The sequence below is a fragment of the Corynebacterium sp. HMSC05E07 genome, from assembly GCF_001807225.1.
Classification (GTDB): Bacteria; Actinomycetota; Actinomycetes; order Mycobacteriales; family Mycobacteriaceae; genus Corynebacterium; species Corynebacterium singulare.
The window spans coordinates 96,234-112,918 of the sequence record NZ_KV788202.1 but is presented as its reverse complement, the minus strand read 5'-3'; the positions used below and the strand labels follow the sequence as shown (position 1 = coordinate 112,918).

Sequence of the window (16,685 nt, the reverse complement as noted above, 5' to 3'; positions counted from 1 at the left end):
AGGTGCTGCAGCTCCGAAGCCGGGCGCCGCTGCTCCGAAGCCAGGTGCTGGCGCCCCCAAGCCAGGTGCTGCAGCTCCGAAGCCGGGCGCCGCAGCGCCGAAGCCAGGTGCTGGAGCCCCTAAGCCGGGCGCACAGCAGAAGAGCTCTGCTAAAGGTGGCGAGCGTGGTGCTACGCCGCGCTCCATGCCGAAGCCGGGTGGCACCCGCCGTGTAGCTAATAACCCGTTCTCTACGGGTGGCTCTAGCGGTGACCGTCCAACCCCTGGGCCGCGTCCGGGTGGCTCGAAGGGCCAGCGTTCCGGCGCTAAGCCGGGCGATAACCGCGGCGGCAAGGGTGGCGGTCGCCCGCAGGGTGACGGAAACAAGGGCGGCGGCGGTCGTCGTCCATCGCCGGCCATGATGCCGTCCCACCCGAACCCGGCGAGCATGCCGTCCAAGTCTTCCGGTGGCGGAGGAGGCGGCGGCCGTGGCCGTGGCGGCCGTGGTGGCCCGGGCCACGGTGGCCCCGGTGGCGGACCCGGCGGTTTCCGCGGTGGTCGCGGCGGTCGTCGCGGTGGCACCGCTGGTGCATTCGGCCGCCCAGGCGGCGCTCCGCGTCGCGGCAAGAAGTCGAAGCGTCAGAAGCGCCACGAGTTTGAAGAGCAGCAGAAGCACGAGGTAGGCGGCGTACGCCTGCCTGACGGCGGCGGCAAGACCGTTCGCCTGCGTCGCGGTGCTTCCTTGGCTGACTTCGCTGAGAAGATCGGCGCAGATCCAGCAGCTTTGGTTCAGGCACTCTTCAACCTTGGTGAAATGGTGACCGCAACGGCCTCCGTTTCTGAGGACACCCTGCAGCTGCTGGGCTCTGAGATTAACTACGACGTTCAGGTCGTTTCCCCAGAGGACGAGGACCGTGAGCTGCTTGAGTCCTTTGACCTTCAGTTCGGCCAGGACGAGGGTGGCGAAGAGGCTCTGGAGAAGCGCCCGCCAGTTGTCACCGTGATGGGTCACGTCGACCACGGTAAGACTCGCCTGTTGGATACCATTCGTAAGACCAACGAAGGTGCGGGTGAGGCCGGCGGTATTACCCAGGGTATCGGTGCCTACCAGACCGTCGTTGACCTTGAGGACGGCCCGCGCACCATCACCTTCCTGGATACCCCGGGTCACGAGGCCTTCACCGCTATGCGTGCGCGTGGTGCGAAGTCCACGGACTTGGCTATCCTCGTCGTCGCTGCTGACGACGGTGTGATGCCGCAGACCGTGGAGGCTATTAACCACGCCAAGGCCGCAGATATCCCGGTCGTGGTGGCAGTCAACAAGATTGATAAGCCGGAGGCTCAGCCGGATAAGATTCGTGGTCAGCTCACTGAGTACGGCTTGATTCCGGAAGAATACGGCGGCGACACGATGTTCGTGGACATCTCCGCTAAGAACAACATCAACATCGATGAGCTGCTTGAGGCAGTTATTCTGACTGCTGATGCGGCTCTTGAGCTCACCGCGAACCCGGACATGGACGCTCAGGGTGCTGCCATCGAAGCACACCTCGACCGCGGCCGTGGTCCGGTGGCTACCGTCATCATCCAGCGCGGTACGCTGCGCATCGGTGATTCCATCGTTGTTGGCGATTCGCATGGTCGTGTTCGTCGCATGCTTGATGAATTCGGCCAAGACGTCGAAGAGGCAGGCCCGTCCCGTCCGGTACAGGTCCAAGGTCTCAACGGTGTTCCTGGTGCTGGTGACAACCTGCTCGTGGTCGAGGATGACCGCGTTGCACGCCAGATTGCCGCACAGCGTGACGCCCGCAAGCGTTCCGCTCTGCAGGCCAAGGCCCGCAAGCGTGTGTCCCTCGAGGATCTGGATGCAGTGCTCAAGGAGACCTCGACGCTCAACCTCATCCTCAAGGGCGACAACGCCGGTTCGGTCGAGGCCCTCGAGGATGCCCTGCTGGACATCGAGGTCGACGACGAGGTACAGCTCAACATCATCGACCGTGGTGTTGGTGCAGTGACCCAGACCAACGTTTCCCTGGCCGCGGCTTCCGACGCCGTCATCATCGCCTTCAACGTTCGTGCTGAGGGCAAGGCCACCGAGGAAGCTAACGCTGAGGGCGTCGATGTGCGCTACTACACCGTGATCTACCGCGCCATCGAAGAGGTGGAGGCTGCTCTCAAGGGCATGCTCAAGCCCATCTACGAGGAGCGCGACACCGGTGCAGCTGAAATTCGTGCGCTGTTCAAGTCCTCCGCTGTCGGCACCATCGCTGGTTGTATGGTCACCGAGGGCAAGGTCAAGCGCAATGGCAAGGTTCGCCTCGTGCGTGACGGCAACGTCATCACGACCGATGCAAAGATCGAGTCGCTGCGTCACGAGAAGGACGATGCCAACGAGATCAACGCCGGCTACGAGTGCGGTATGGTTCTGTCCTACCCGGACATCCAGGTAGGCGATATCATCCAGGCCTACGAAGAGGTCGAGGTTCCGCGCGACTAATCGCGTGTGACACTTACACTCGTTAGCAAAGCCCAGCCAGGATTCCTGGCTGGGCTTCAGCATTCTTTCCCCGCGGTTTTCGCAGGCCGAGGGGGATCGGTATCCTAGACTAGTTATCACGAGTAGAAGCTAAAGGAGCATCACCATGGTTGATCACGCACGCGCCGCACGCATGGCCAAGCGCATCCAGGCCATTGTGGCCAGTGCTATTGAACGCCAGATCAAGGATCGCCGCCTCGAACTGGTAACCATTACGGACGCCCGAGTCACCGGTGATCTGCATGATGCCACTGTGTTCTACACAGTTCGCGGTAAAGATATTGACGCTGAGCCTGACTTCGAGCAGGCGGCGGAAGCTCTGCACCGTGCCAAAGGGCAGCTGCGCAAGATCGTGGGTGATCAGCTCTCCGTGCGATTCACACCGACGCTGTCCTTCGAACTCGATACTGTCCCGGAAGCCTCCGCACACATGGAGGATCTGCTCGCCCGCGCCCGCGCGCGCGATGAGGAGCTGGCAAAACTCAAGGAAGGCGCGAAGCCAGCAGGTGACGCTAACCCGTACAAAACCTCGGAGAGAGAAGAGGATTAAGTGTCACGAACCAACTACCAAAGCGCAGTGGATGCTCTGGTCCAGGCCAGCAGCATCTGTATCATCACGCACCTGCGCCCCGATGCTGACGCTGTGGGATCCGCAGCTGCGTTGACGCTTGCATTGCGTCAGCGCGGCAAGGAGACCCGTACGGTGATTGGTCAACGCCGTGATATTTCCGCCAACCTCTTTTCCATTCCAACCGTGGATGAAATTGAGCTGGTCGATGATCTCCCTAAGGGCTATGACCTGTACGTCACCGTGGACTGCGGATCGCTGGATCGCACAGGCTCAGTAGCCGCCGAGATTGCTGAGATGGCGGCTGCCGGCCGAGTCTTGTGCATTGACCATCACGCGTCCAATGAAGGCTTCGGCTCCATCAACGTGGTAGACCCCGTGTGCGAGTCCACAACGGTGGTGCTTCTGGACATCCTCGACAGAGTCTCCATTCAGATCGATCGCGTCATCGCTCACTGCCTCTACGCAGGTCTCGTGACCGATACTGGTAATTTCCGCTGGGGTCGTCCTGCGATGCATGACATTGCGGCACGCCTCATGCTCTATGGGCTTGATACCAAACAAATTGCGCTCGAGCTTATGGACTCGAACACTGCCGATGATCTGCAGATGATCGGGCGAGTGCTCTCCGGACTCAGCATCGAAGAGGCAGGGGAGCACCGCCTTGCCGTCCTCTTTGTGCCTTATGAGGAGGTTGCATCCCACGCGGATTCCGCGATTGAATCTTTCGTGGATTACGTCCGTGCCCTCAAAGGCACGGATATTGGTGTCGTGTTCAAGGAGCAGGCTCCTCAGGTGTGGGCGGTGTCCCTGCGCTCTTCTGTTGTGAACTGCGCGGACGTGGCTCTTACATTCGGTGGCGGCGGGCATGTCCCGGCGGCCGGTTACACCGCACACGGCACGCCCGAGGAGGTCACCGCACAGCTAGTAGGTGCACTGACCTAAATGACCTCGGAGCAACCAGTCAAGGTCACAGCCGGTGAAGTCTTTCGGCTTGCTGTGCCTGCGCTCGGCGTTTTGGCGGCAATGCCGCTGTACCTTCTACTTGATACTGCTGTGGTGGGCCGTCTGGGCGCTTCCCAGTTGGCATCTCTAGGAGCGGCTGCCACGCTGCATTCCGTTGTGACTACCCAGCTCACCTTCCTGTCCTATGGCACCACGGCTCGCGCGTCGCGTCTGTTTGGAGCGGGCAAACGTGAGGAAGCAGTAGCTGAAGGTGTGCAGGCAACATGGGTCGCGGTAGGCGTGGGGCTGGTGCTGGCAACCATCATGTGGCTGTTTGCCGGTGTCTTTGCCATGTGGCTGACCGGTAGCCCAGAGACTGCTGAGGGCACCGCCCAGTGGCTGCGCATCGCCGCTTTCGCCATTCCTCTCACGCTGGTGGAAATGGCCGGAAATGGTTGGATGCGTGGTGTTCACAACACGCGGAAGCCTTTGTATTTCACCTTGGCTGGCATGATCCCAGGTGCCATCGCTGTTCCCATCTTCGTGCATGTGTGGGGGCTGCCAGGTTCAGCCGTCGCTACTGTCCTCGGCATGGGGATCATCGCGGCTTTTTTCGTGCGGGAGCTGCGCCGAGAGCACACAGGCTCCTGGGAAGTGAAGTGGGATGTTGTCCGTCGCCAGCTGGTGTTGGGCCGTGATCTTATTGTGCGGTCGATGAGTTTTCAGGTGGCCTTCCTCTCCGCGGCGGCAGTCGCCTCCCGTATCGGAACTGCCCAGCTAGCGGCACACCAGATCATGATGCAGATGTGGAACTTCCTCGCCTTGGTGCTCGATTCGCTTGCTATTGCTGCTCAAGCCCTCACTGGAGCTGCGCTCGGTGCTGGTTCCGCGCGTTATGCACGAACGGTGGGAACCAAGGTCACTCTGTACTCCACGACGTTCTCCGTGGCCTTGGCCGCTGTTTTGGCTCTCGGCGCTGGAGCGATCCCACGCATCTTCACCACGAGCCCGGAGGTCCTTGACGTGATCTCGGGGCCATGGTGGGTCATGACCTTCCTTGTGGTCATTGGAGGTGTGCTCTTCGCCCTCGATGGCGTGCTTTTGGGAGCGGGGGACGCTGCCTTTCTTCGCACGTTGACGCTGGCATCTGTGTTGCTGGGCTTCCTGCCTGGTGTGTGGCTGGCCTACGCCCTGGGTGCCGGCCTTGTTGGGGTCTGGGGAGGCATTGCAGCCTTCATCGTGATCCGCATGGTAGGCGTGGTGTGGCGCTTTTACTCCATGCAGTGGGCGCGAATCTAACCCTGTGGTAAAAGTAGAGGGAATGTTCGTGTGAAGGAGGCGCCATGACCACCCTGTGGGCCGTCTCTGATCTTCACGCCGCGGTGCGCGTCAATGGTGAGCGTATTGACGAGCTCGTCCCCCCAGACCCCAGCGATTGGTTGATTGTGGCGGGGGATGTTGCCGAGCGAATCGACCTCGTGCTCAGCACCTTGGCTCGACTGAAAAACCGCTACGCCACAGTCATCTGGGCCCCAGGCAACCATGAGCTGTTCTCTCGCGGCCAAGACCTCTACCAAGGGCGCAACAAATACGATCGCCTCGTTGAGGGCTGCCGCGAAATCGGCGTCGTGACTCCGGAGGATCCATTTCCAGTCTTTGGTGGGGTCACCGTCGTACCTCTCTTTACCTTGTACGATTACAGCTTCCGCCCACCCGGAACGACGGTGGAACATGCACTCGCCAGTGCGAAGCAAAAGCAGATCGTCATGACGGATGAGTTTGCCATCGCACCGTTCGTTGATGTGCGCGCGTGGTGCTGGGACCGGCTGGCTTATTCCATCAAGCGCCTATCCCGCGTGGAAGGCGAGACCGTTCTGGTCAATCACTGGCCCTTAGTGCAGGAACCGACGCTCTATATGCGCTGGCCGGAAGTCGCACTGTGGTGTGGCACCCGCCATACAAGGTCGTGGCCGCGGCGCTATAACGCTAAGGCCGTTATCTACGGGCACCTGCACATGCCGAACCGCACCAACATTGACGGCGTGGACCACATCGAGGTGTCTCTTGGCTACCCACGTGAGTGGCAGGCCCACGGCGAAGTACAGCAGTGGCCGTATCCGGTGCTGACTATTGATGAGGAAACAGGGAGGGCAGATCATGCTTGAGCCCTTCCTATTCCCGGAGTCCGCACGCTATTGCTACGTGCGCACGGATGAGTCGATGACGGACCTGCTGAATTACAACCATCTTTCCCCAGAGGAGCGCTCGGTGGTTTCTCAAGCAGTGGATATCCGCAAAGCGGAGTTCGGTGATGCGCGCTGGTGCGCACATCGCGCCCTCGAAGAATTGAATTACACCCGCGGTGAGCCCATCTTGCGCGGCGAGCGTGGCATGCCGCTGTGGCCGGAGGGTTTCACAGGCTCGATGACCCATACAGATGGCTTGCGCGCCGCCGTGGCCGCGCCGACGACCCATGTGCGGTCAATGGGCCTTGACGCGGAGCCAGCCGAACCATTGCCGGAGCATGTGCTCACCATGATTGCCAGGGCAGGGGAGATGCCGCAGTTGTCTCGCTTGCAGGATGCCGGTATCACCTGTCCGGATCGTCTGCTGTTTTGTGCCAAAGAGGCGACGTACAAAACGTGGTTTCCCATGACGCGGCGCTGGCTCGATTTTGACCAGGCGGAAATTGATCTCCGCCTTGATGGCACGCTCATTTCGTACATCTTGGCCCGGCCCACACCCGTTCCTTTCATCACGGGTCGCTGGATTATCCGGGAAGGCTACGTCATCGTGTCTGCCTCGGTCCCGGCACTCAACTTTGACTCCTAACGCTGCAGGTGAGAGCCAACGCTACAGGTTAGCTCCATCTCTTCAAGCTAGAGCGTCGACGGGCGCGCTACGAAAACCGTGGCCAAACGCTTGCCCTTCTCTTTAACGAGGGCGATCGAGCGGCCGTTCGGGTCCACGGCGGCATGAATGCCCTTCAGCCCACGCGGTTCGAGCCACTTTCCCATGGCCAGTGCTTGGGCTTCCTCCTCGGTGACGTCCAAGACCGGGTAGCTGCGCGCGAGCGCCTCGTCGAGGCTCAACGAGAGCACGGGGGATTCCTCCAGGGAGGCGAGGGGGAGGGCGTCAGCAAGCGTAAAAGGCCCCACCTCCGTGCGCCGTAGCGCGGTGAGGTGCCCGCCCACGCCCAGAGCCTCGCCGAGATCACGGGCCAGGGAACGAATATACGTTCCTGAAGAACATGCCACCGACACATCCAGATCCACATAGTCGCCGTCACGTCGGGTGTCCAGTACCTCGAAGCGGCTCACCGTTACCGGACGCGCGGGAATGTCCACATCCTCGCCGACTCGTACCCTTTCGTGGGCGCGTTTGCCATCGATCTTGATGGCGGACACGGCGGCGGGGCGCTGCATGATGTCACCAGTGAGGTTCTGGATTTCGTGGGCAATGGAAGCATCGCCAAGTGCAGCGGCGGATTCTCCCCACGTGCGCTCGCCCTCAGCGTCATCGGTGTGGGTTGCCATGCCCAGACGAATAGTCGCATCATAAGCCTTCGTCGATGCCACCATGTGTGCCAGGAACTTCGTACCGCGTTCTAGTCCCACCACGAGCACTCCCGTTGCCATCGGGTCGAGCGTGCCGGCATGCCCCACCTTGCGCGTGTGGAAGTAGCGGCGGAGCTTGCCAACGACGTCGTGTGAGGTCATGCCTGCGGGCTTATCGACGACCACCAGGCCGGAACGTGCGAGCGGATCAGTCATGCACTGCAGTCTAGGGCAAACGTAGTTGTGGGATAGCATGGTGTCCGTGGATATTTGGTACGGAATCGATAACATCCCCACGGACCTCGGTCCGACGTCGGTGACCATCGGAGTTTTCGATGGCCTGCATCGCGGCCATCAACAGCTTGTGACTAGGGCTGTCGAGTATGCGCGCGACCATAAGGAACGTGCGGTAATGGTGACCTTCGATCCGCACCCGGTCTCGGTGTTCCTTCCGGAACGAGCACCTGTGGCCGTCCTCACCATGGAACGACGCCTGCAGCTAGCGGAGGAGATGGGTATCGATGCGGTGCTCGTTATCGACTTCACCCAAGAGTTACGCGGTGCCCAGCCCCGAGAATACGTCGAGGATTTGCTTGTGGGACGTCTCTGCGCCGAGCACGTCGTAGTGGGGGAGAACTTCACTTTTGGTGCAGGTGCTGCCGGAACCGCGCCTGCATTGGCAGAGTTTGGCGCGGAGCTTGGCTTTAGCGTGGACATCGTGCCGCTGCTCAACGACGATGGGGAGCGCATCTGTTCCACCAACATCCGCGCTGCTCTGGATAGGGGCGACATTGCGCGTGCAAATTGGGCCTTGGGGCGCCACTTCTCAGTAACCGGCCCCATCGTTCGCGGTGCTGGGCGGGGCGGCAAGGAGCTGGGCTTTCCGACGGCCAACCAGTACTTCCCGGAATCCGTAGCTATCCCAGCTGATGGCGTCTATGCCGGCTGGTTCGTCATAGAACCGACGGGCGCGCCCGTCGAGGGTGATATGGAGCCTGGCGTTCCGTACCCAGCGGCCATTTCCGTGGGTACGAATCCCACCTTTGGTGATGAGGAACGCTCAGTTGAATCTTTCGTCCTTGACCGCGACGCCGATCTCTATGGCCACGAGGCCACCGTGCGTTTCGTGGACCACGTGCGCGACATGGAAAAATTCAACTCCGTCGAGGAGTTGTTGAGCGCAATGGCACGTGATGTGGAGCGGGTGCGCGAGATTCTTGCCCTGGAGGCCTAAGTGAAACTCATCCTGGATCTCGATACCGGCATTGACGACGCCCTCGCTCTGGCCTATGCGCTGGCACACCCTGACCTCGAGTTGATCGGTGTCACCGGAACGTATGGCAATGTTCCCGTGGGCCTTGGAGTACGTAACGCACTCGCCCTCCTTGAGCTCCTCGGTGCCGAGGACGTTCCCGTTTTCACCGGGCCAACCCGCGAGGGATTTTCAGTGGCCCCCATTTCTGCCTTCATTCACGGCCGCAATGGGTTAGGCGACGTGCTGCTTCCGCCACCCCGTCGCGCTGCACAGGGCGACGCCGTAGATTTCCTCATTCGCTCCGTCCAAGAACATGGAGAAGAGCTAGTCATTGTGCCTACGGGGCCGTCGACAAGCATTGCCGCCGCCATGCAGAAGGACCCTGAGTTCGCACGCAACGCCCGCATCGTCATGATGGGTGGAGCCCTTACGGTGCCCGGCAACGTCACCCCCTACGCCGAGGCCAACGTGTACCAAGATCCGCGGGCCACGGATTATGTTTTCCGCCATGCTCACGACCTCACGATGGTGGGCCTCGACGTCACGCTGCGCACGCTACTCACCACTGAGAACACGACACAGTGGCGCAATTCCCGTGTCGGGCGAATCTACGCCGATATCGTGGATTACTACATCCGCGCATACGCGACGACCTCGCCACATCTGGGAGGATGCGGCCTTCACGACCCGCTCGCTGTTGCTGTAGCTGCAGACCCGTCCCTGGTGACCTGCATCGATCTCAACTTGCGCTGCGAGGACACTGGACGCACCATTGGTGACCCTGAGCGCTTGTCCGCGCCAGCTACCACCCGCGTGGCGGTGGGGGTAGACACCGAGCGATTCCTCGCTGATTTGATGTCGAAGCTCACCAGCCTCTATACTTCTTCTTCGGCTTGCTGACTGCGGTTCACAGTAGTCACGGGCAGCGCTGTACAGCGCACTATTTCATGTGGACTGAAATACAATAGGAGATTTTCCATGGCTTTGACCACCGAGAAGAAGGCAGAAATCCTCAAGGAGTTCGGCCTGCACGAGACCGACACCGGCTCCACCGAGGCACAGGTTGCCCTGCTAACCTCCCGCATCAACAACCTGACCGAGCACCTCAAGGGCCACAAGCACGATCACCACTCCCGCCGTGGTCTGCTGCTCATGGTTGGTCGCCGTCGCGGCCTCCTGAAGTACTTGGAGGCTAACGATGTTGATCGTTACCGTGATCTGATTTCTCGTCTGGGTCTGCGTCGCTAAGCACGCACCCCACCAACCCCCGCACTGTCTGTGCGGGGGTTTTCTCATGCCATCTGGTAAAATTCTTGGGCGTTGTCAGAAACACCGAATCGAAGAGGCGACACCGAAGATCGCCAGGACACCTCCAAGGAGAGTCACAGAGATGAGCGCTAGAAACGCCAAGAACGTAAAGAACGCCGCCACCAACACCGTCGAGTTCGCTATCGACGATGAATATGGCATCACCGAGGCCATCGCCACTTTGGACAATGGCGACTTCGGCACCCGCACCATCCGTTTTGAAACCGGTCAGCTTGCTCGCCAAGCTGGTGGCTCCGTGACCACCTACCTGGACGAGGACACCATGCTCCTGTCCACCACCACGGCGTCTAACCAGCCGCGCGAAGGCTTTGATTTCTTCCCGCTGACCGTGGACGTGGAGGAGCGCATGTACGCTGCGGGCAAGATCCCGGGCTCCTTCTTCCGCCGTGAGGGACGCCCCTCCACCGAAGCTATCTTGGCCTGCCGCCTTATCGACCGTCCGCTACGCCCGACCTTTGTCAAGGGCCTGCGCAACGAGGTCCAGGTCGTTGTCACGGTGTTATCCATGGACCCGGAGGAGTACTACGACGTTGTCGCCATCAACGGTGCTTCTGCCTCCACGCAGCTCTCCGGCCTGCCGGTTTCTGGTCCGGTCGGCGGCGTGCGCATGGCACTCATCGCCGACGACAAGCACCCGGAAGGCCAGTGGGTTGCTTTCCCGAATAATGAGCAGCACGAGCGTGCGCTCTTCGAGATGGTCGTCGCTGGCCGCATCGTGAAGAAGGGCCGCAAGGATGACGTCGCCATCATGATGGTGGAGGCCGGCGCCGGCGTGAACGTGGCTGAGCGTATCAAGGACGGTGCTCCGGCCCCGCAGGAATCCACCGTGGCTGAGGGCCTCGAAGCCGCCAAGCCTTTCATCAAGACTCTGTGTGAAGCCCAGGCTGGACTGGCTGAGCGCGCCGCGAAGGAGACCCAGGAGTTCCCGCTGTTCCCGGCTTACAGTGACGACGTGTACGAGGCCGTCGAGAAGGCAGCTTCCAAGAAACTGGAGAAGCTGCTGACTATCCCGGGCAAGCGGGACCGCGACGACGCCACAAACGAATACATGGAGAAGGTAGAGGCTGATCTCCTTGGGGACTTCGATGATCTCGAAGAAGCTGATGCCTCCAAGCAGATCCGCAATGCCTTCAACGCTGTGATGAAGGATATCGTGCGCACCAAGATCCTCACCGAGGGCTTCCGCATCGATGGTCGTGGTGTCACCGACATCCGCGACTTGGGCGTCGAGGTCGACCTCATCCCGCGTGCCCACGGTTCCTCCCTGTTTGAGCGCGGTGAGACCCAGATTCTTGGTGTGACCACCTTGGACATGCTCAAGATGGAGCAGCAGATCGACTCGCTGACCCCGGTGGAGTCGAAGCGTTACATGCACCACTACAACTTCCCGCCGTACTCCACCGGTGAGACCGGCCGCGTGGGTTCTCCGAAGCGTCGCGAGATCGGACACGGTGCTCTGGCCGAGCGCGCACTGCTGCCGGTTATCCCGTCCCGTGAGGACTTCCCCTACGCCATCCGCCAGGTCTCCGAGGCTTTGGGCTCCAACGGCTCGACTTCCATGGGCTCTGTCTGTGCGTCCACCCTGTCCCTCTACAACGCCGGCGTGCCGCTCAAGGCTCCGGTCGCAGGTATTGCCATGGGCCTCGTCTCCGGTGAGGTTAAAGGCAAGGAGAAGTTCGTTGCGCTGACCGATATCCTCGGCGCCGAGGATGCCTTCGGTGACATGGACTTCAAGGTCGCCGGTACCTCCGAATTCATCACCGCCCTGCAGCTGGACACCAAGCTGGATGGCATTCCTTCGCACGTGCTTGCCGACGCCCTCGAGCAGGCCCGCGACGCCCGTTCCGCCATCCTTGAAACCATGGCTGAGGTCATCGAAGGCCCAGACGAGATGTCTGGCCTGGCTCCGCGCATCACCTCTGTGACCATCCCGGTGAACAAGATTGGTGAGCTTATCGGTCCGAAGGGCAAGACCATCAACACCATCACCGAGGAAACCGGCGCTGATGTCTCCATTGAGGAGGACGGCACCGTCTATGTTTCCGCCGCCACCGGTGAGGCTGCTGATGCTGCCATCGAGCGCGTCAACAGCATTGCTAACCCGCAGCTTCCCAAGGTAGGCGAGCGCTTCCTCGGCACCGTGGTCAAGACCGTGGCCTTCGGCGCCTTCGTCTCTCTGACCCCGGGCCGCGACGGTCTCGTTCACATCTCCAAGCTGGGCGGCGACGAGCGCATCGAGAAGGTCGAGGACGTTGTCAACGTGGGCGACAAGATTCAGGTCGAAATCGCCGACATTGATAACCGCGGCAAGATCTCCCTCGTCCCGGTCGAGGAGGACTAGTCCTCATCGGATGAGCGCTTGACGCTCCAGGCGCGCGGGGCTAGGAGGTCTGGAAGTCGACGACGACGCGCGGCGGGCCCTCGAGGAAGGTCACGGAGTAGGGCAGCTGGCGGTCGAGGCCGATGACGAACTGAGACTGCGCCTCAAAGGCGTTGACGAAGTTGACTCCGGTGACGGCGCCTGCGCCGGGGTAGGTGGTGAACTCGGCGTACTGCTGCTGGAGCTCAGGCGTAGACGGCCACGGGGTGCCTTCGATACCGAGGACGAGGGCGGTGGCCCCGTCGTAGGCGACGGGCTTGCCGGAGGCCTGGGCCGTGGGGGAGGTCGTGTACTGCGTGTACCAGCCGGGCTTTCCGGGGCCGGTGAATTCGATGACGACGCGATCGTAGCCCTCGTGCGAGCCGGCGCGCACGGCGACGGGGACGAGTTCGGCGCCTTCTGCTTGCGTGAGCGGCTGGTCCGCGAGCGACGGGGTGCCGAGGAAACCGGCGGGTGCGGAACCGGCGGTGTCTTTGGGATCGGTGCTCGTGGTGGGCGACTCCGGACTCGATGCCAGGGCGCTGGATTCGGTACTGGACGTTGCTGCACTAGTGGTTGCCGGGCTGGAGGTTGCTGCGGGGGAGGAGGCGGGGGCATCGGAAGGCTCGGTGCTTGAGCAGCCAGCCACGATTAACGGCAGCGCGAGGAGAGCGGAGTAACGGAAGTGGCGTGTGGTACTCATGTCTTCCAGTCTAGGCGGAAAGCGGGTTATAGTAGGGCGGTTTCAATAACGGCGTAGAAGTATGGGTGAGGTGCGAGTGCGGCAATGTGGCGTGGTGCTCGTGGGCCTGTTCGCTCTAGGGCTGGTGTGGCTGGTCGCAGTCGGAGACGTGGCCCGTTACCTTGCGCCACGGTTTAGCTGGCTCCTCATTGCAGCCGGTGTGGTGCTTTTCGGAGCGGCGATAGTTGCGCGGGCGGATCGGTCCGTGCCGCGCATGGCATGGTTGTTGCTTGTTCCTCTGGCGCTGGTGTGGCTCGCGCAGCCGCATCAGTTGGGCTCGACGGTCGCTCAGAATCACGCAGGCGCCCGGCAGCCTGCGGCCTCAGAGTTGCGCGGGAAATCTGCGTTCGCTCCGCTGGGGGAGACCGCGGGAATCCGTGAGTTGAACGTGCGCGCACACTTGGAGCCGGAGAACATTGCTGGCAAAAAGGTAACGGTGCGCGGGTTCGCCGTGCGTGCGGAGGACGGATGGCACCTGACCCGCTTCACCATTTCTTGCTGTGCGGCCGATGCCATGGCCTATGCGGTGCGGCTGGATACCAACGCCGCGCTGAGCGAGGACGCCTGGTATGAGGTGACCGGCGCAGTGAGTCCGGGCCAAGAACCGGTGCTCGCCGTGGCAGCTTCTCGCGACATCTCCGCTATTGGGGTGCCGGAGGATCCGTATGAGCACTAGAGTCCCGCACCACGCTGATCCGGAGCTTGGTGAAACCAGCGCGCGCCTGCGGCAGATCGGCGTGTGGTCTGTCGTCATTTGTGCCCTAGGCGTGGCCTTGCAGCTTGGGGTTGGGGGACCGTTACATCTGCACGGCGCGCTCGACGCTTGGGCCACGCTTCTGGTCGCCATTGTCTTCCAAGCCGCACCGTTCCTTGTCGCGGGCGTGGTTGTTTCTGCGGTGCTGGCTGTGCTTGTCCCGGATTCGGTATTCCTGCGTGCCGGGCGGGCTGGGGTGCCGGGGATGGCCGCGGCCGGGGTTATCTTGCCTGGCTGCGAGTGTTCCGCTGTGCCCGTGGCCGCAACGCTCATGCGCCGGGGTGTGCCTGCCAGTGGAGCCTTGGCGTTTATGCTGGCCAGTCCCGCTATCAACCCCGTGGTGCTCATTGCGACGGCCGTTGCTTTCCCCGATGCGCCAGCGATGGCGTGGGCGCGTCTCGCAGCGGGCCTGGTTGCGGCGTGCATCGTGGGCTGGGCATGGCAACGCGTGGGCGTTACAGTCGCCGAAAACTCCCGTCATGGCAGCCATGAGCATCACCTTGTCCCAGGCGAGCACCGATGGCGGCATGTTGCGGGACTCATCGTGGACGACTTCGCTTCCGCGGGTGGCTGCCTCGTGCTCGGCGCGATGATCGCAGCGACATTGAAGGTGCTCCTACCCGCACAGTGGCTGGAAACGCTGGCACGCCAACCCCTCCTGGCGATTGCTGCGATGGCGATGCTGGCCATCATCATGAGCGTGTGCTCTGAGGCGGATGCCTTCATTGCAGCCTCGTTCGTGGGAGTCAGTCCGGTTGCGCAACTGGTGTTTCTCACAGTGGGACCGATGGTGGATCTCAAGCTGGTGGCCCTGCAATGGGGCGTGTGGGGTCGCCGGTTCGTGCTCCGGTTTGTCCCTTTAGCTTTTGCTGGGGCGGTCGGTGGCGCGCTCGCGGTGGGACTGGTGGCGTTATAAAAGCGAGCGCGTGCGAGACGAGTAGGATGGCGAAACGAGTAAAAGTAGCCGTAATGCGTTGTATGGAGGTCGCACATGACAATCAAGGTCGGGGTTTTGGGCGCGAAGGGGCGCGTCGGGCAAGCCATCGTAGAGGGCGTGAACGCAGCGGACGACCTGGAGCTCGTTGCGGAGATTGACCGCGACACCCCGCTGCAGGAGCTCGTGGATAACGGCGCGGAGGTTGTCGTGGACTTCACGCAGCCGGGCGTGGTTATGGATAACCTCAAGTTCGTGGTTGAGCATGGCATCCACGCCGTGGTTGGAACGACCGGTTTTGATGCTGAGCGTTTGGCCAAGGTGGAGGAGTGGACTAAGGCCGCGGGGGCGGGTCACGTGCTCATCGCGCCGAACTTCGCCATTTCGGCCGTGCTTACCATGACGCTGGCAAAGCAGGCTGCGAAGTTCTTCGAGACCGCCGAGGTCATCGAGTTCCACCACCCGACGAAGCTCGACGCGCCGTCGGGCACGGCCATCCACACCGCGCAGGGCATTGCTGCGGCACGCAAGGAGGCCGGGTTGGGCGCCATGCCGGACGCCACGGAGCAATCCCTGGACGGCGCCCGCGGTGCGGACGTCGACGGCGTGCCGGTGCATGCGGTGCGCATGCGTGGCATGGTCGCGCACGAGGAAGTCATCTTTGGTGCGCAGGGCCAGTCGCTCACCATCCGCCAGGATTCCTACGACCGTTCCTCGTTTACCCCGGGCGTGCTCGTGGGCGTGCGCAACATCGCGGAGCACCCCGGCCTCGTGGTGGGCCTCGATAACTACCTGGATCTGTAATGGCGAAGGAAAAGAAGCTCGACGTCCAGCTCATCGCGGCCACGGCATTCCACGCGCCATCCGATGTGTCCTGGGCGCCGGATGATTCCGCCACGGACGCGGAGGCCTTGGTCGAGTTCGCGGGACGCGCCTGCTACGAGTCCTTCGATAAGCCGAATCCGCGCACGGCGACAAACGAGATGTATCTCCACCACATCATGGAGGTCGGCCACGATGCGTTGCTCGAGCACGCCACGGCGACGCTCTATATCCGCGGGATTTCGCGCTCCGCCTCGCACGAGCTCGTGCGCCACCGTCACTTCTCGTTTAGCCAGTTGAGCCAGCGCTTCGTCCACTCGGAGGAAGCGGAGGTTGTGCTGCCGAACTTGGTGGCGGCGGATCCGGAGCTCACGCGGTTGATGCTGCAGGCCGTGGACGAAACACGCTTCGTCTACGAGGAACTCCTGCGCTCGCTTGAGGACAAGCTCGAGGATGAGCCCAATGCGTTGCTGCGTAAGAAGCAGGCCCGCCAAGCTGCGCGCGCGGTGTTGCCCAACGCGACTGAGTCGCGGATTGTGGTCACCGGCAATTACCGGGCATGGCGCCAGTTCATTGGCGCGCGGGCGACGGAGCATGCGGACTCGGAGCTGCGGGCCGTTGCAGTGGAATGCTTGAAGATTCTGCGCGAGCAGGCTCCGACGCTCTTTGACGACTTCCACATCACGCAGCTGCCGGATGGGACGGAGATGGCGTCGAGCCCGTTCGCCTAAACAATTGGTCTACCTGCGCATCGACAAATCACCCCCGTTTCGCTGCAGAAAGTACCCCCGACCGGCCGCAGAGGCAGCTCGGGAACTTTCGTGCACAAGAGCAAAAGGATAGTGACAAACATATTGATGTGCGCTAGACCCACTCGGTGGGGATTTTCCTGGTTACCGCGCTTG

16 protein-coding genes are annotated in these 16,685 nt (G+C 61.9%); 14 read left to right on the top strand and 2 right to left on the bottom strand.

The genetic code is table 11. The annotated features are described in order from the left end of the window. The 6 genes from infB to HMPREF3149_RS00705 all read left to right on the top strand — a co-directional run. The coding region (gene infB, locus HMPREF3149_RS00730; protein WP_246819905.1) for a translation initiation factor IF-2 at positions 1-2,476 on the top strand (2,476 nt) is incomplete at its 5' end. Positions 2,477-2,621: 145 nt separating this feature from the next. Continuing rightward, on the top strand, positions 2,622-3,065 hold the full coding sequence (gene rbfA, locus HMPREF3149_RS00725) for a 30S ribosome-binding factor RbfA (protein ID WP_042531309.1): 444 nt from the start codon (positions 2,622-2,624) through the stop codon (positions 3,063-3,065). Further along, positions 3,066-4,028: a DHH family phosphoesterase gene (locus tag HMPREF3149_RS00720; protein ID WP_042531307.1), complete on the top strand. Its 963-nt coding sequence runs from the start codon at positions 3,066-3,068 to the stop codon at positions 4,026-4,028. After that, positions 4,029-5,327: an MATE family efflux transporter gene (locus HMPREF3149_RS00715; RefSeq protein WP_070535752.1), complete on the top strand. Its 1,299-nt coding sequence runs from the start codon at positions 4,029-4,031 to the stop codon at positions 5,325-5,327. Between the two features lie 44 nt (positions 5,328-5,371). Then, positions 5,372-6,193 (top strand): metallophosphoesterase family protein, encoded by an 822-nt coding sequence (locus HMPREF3149_RS00710; protein ID WP_070535749.1) that lies wholly within the window; start codon positions 5,372-5,374, stop codon positions 6,191-6,193. Then, entirely contained in the window at positions 6,186-6,860 is a 675-nt protein-coding gene (locus HMPREF3149_RS00705; protein WP_042531302.1) for a 4'-phosphopantetheinyl transferase family protein, read from the top strand. The genes HMPREF3149_RS00710 and HMPREF3149_RS00705 overlap by 8 nt, the downstream gene beginning before the upstream one ends. Positions 6,861-6,907: 47 nt before the next feature. Here HMPREF3149_RS00705 and truB read toward each other — a convergent pair whose 3' ends face one another. Then, positions 6,908-7,801: a tRNA pseudouridine(55) synthase TruB gene (gene truB / locus HMPREF3149_RS00700; RefSeq protein WP_070535746.1), complete on the bottom strand. Its 894-nt coding sequence runs from the start codon at positions 7,799-7,801 to the stop codon at positions 6,908-6,910. Positions 7,802-7,838: 37 nt separating this feature from the next. Between truB and HMPREF3149_RS00695 the strand changes: the two genes are divergently transcribed. From HMPREF3149_RS00695 to HMPREF3149_RS00680, 4 genes are all read left to right on the top strand, one after another. Next, positions 7,839-8,819, top strand: a complete 981-nt coding sequence (locus HMPREF3149_RS00695) for a bifunctional riboflavin kinase/FAD synthetase (protein ID WP_070535743.1) — start codon at positions 7,839-7,841, stop codon at positions 8,817-8,819. Further along, the gene (locus tag HMPREF3149_RS00690) at positions 8,820-9,740 is read left to right on the top strand and encodes a nucleoside hydrolase (protein WP_070535740.1); all 921 of its coding nucleotides are present in this window, start codon (positions 8,820-8,822) and stop codon (positions 9,738-9,740) included. A gap of 78 nt (positions 9,741-9,818) precedes the next feature. Continuing rightward, complete coding sequence (rpsO, locus tag HMPREF3149_RS00685; RefSeq protein WP_042531292.1) at positions 9,819-10,088, top strand: 30S ribosomal protein S15; 270 nt, start codon at positions 9,819-9,821, stop codon at positions 10,086-10,088. A 142-nt stretch (positions 10,089-10,230) separates the two neighbouring features. Further along, complete coding sequence (locus HMPREF3149_RS00680; RefSeq protein WP_070535736.1) at positions 10,231-12,510, top strand: polyribonucleotide nucleotidyltransferase; 2,280 nt, start codon at positions 10,231-10,233, stop codon at positions 12,508-12,510. Between the two features lie 40 nt (positions 12,511-12,550). Here HMPREF3149_RS00680 and HMPREF3149_RS00675 read toward each other — a convergent pair whose 3' ends face one another. Continuing rightward, positions 12,551-13,231 carry an AMIN-like domain-containing (lipo)protein gene (locus HMPREF3149_RS00675; protein WP_070535731.1) on the bottom strand — a complete coding sequence of 227 codons (681 nt, stop codon included), beginning with the start codon at positions 13,229-13,231 and terminating at the stop codon, positions 12,551-12,553. A 61-nt stretch (positions 13,232-13,292) separates the two neighbouring features. Between HMPREF3149_RS00675 and HMPREF3149_RS00670 the strand changes: the two genes are divergently transcribed. The 4 genes from HMPREF3149_RS00670 to thyX all read left to right on the top strand — a co-directional run bounded on the left by HMPREF3149_RS00670 (position 13,293) and on the right by thyX (position 16,511). Next, entirely contained in the window at positions 13,293-13,946 is a 654-nt protein-coding gene (locus tag HMPREF3149_RS00670) for a TIGR03943 family putative permease subunit (RefSeq protein ID WP_083280730.1), read from the top strand. Continuing rightward, positions 13,936-14,940: a permease gene (locus HMPREF3149_RS00665; protein WP_070535724.1), complete on the top strand. Its 1,005-nt coding sequence runs from the start codon at positions 13,936-13,938 to the stop codon at positions 14,938-14,940. Before HMPREF3149_RS00670 ends, HMPREF3149_RS00665 begins: the two co-directional genes overlap by 11 nt. A gap of 75 nt (positions 14,941-15,015) precedes the next feature. After that, entirely contained in the window at positions 15,016-15,762 is a 747-nt protein-coding gene (dapB, locus tag HMPREF3149_RS00660; RefSeq protein WP_070535721.1) for a 4-hydroxy-tetrahydrodipicolinate reductase, read from the top strand. Next, on the top strand, positions 15,762-16,511 hold the full coding sequence (gene thyX / locus HMPREF3149_RS00655; RefSeq protein WP_070535718.1) for an FAD-dependent thymidylate synthase: 750 nt from the start codon (positions 15,762-15,764) through the stop codon (positions 16,509-16,511). Before dapB ends, thyX begins: the two co-directional genes overlap by 1 nt. Positions 16,512-16,685 lie beyond the last annotated feature (174 nt).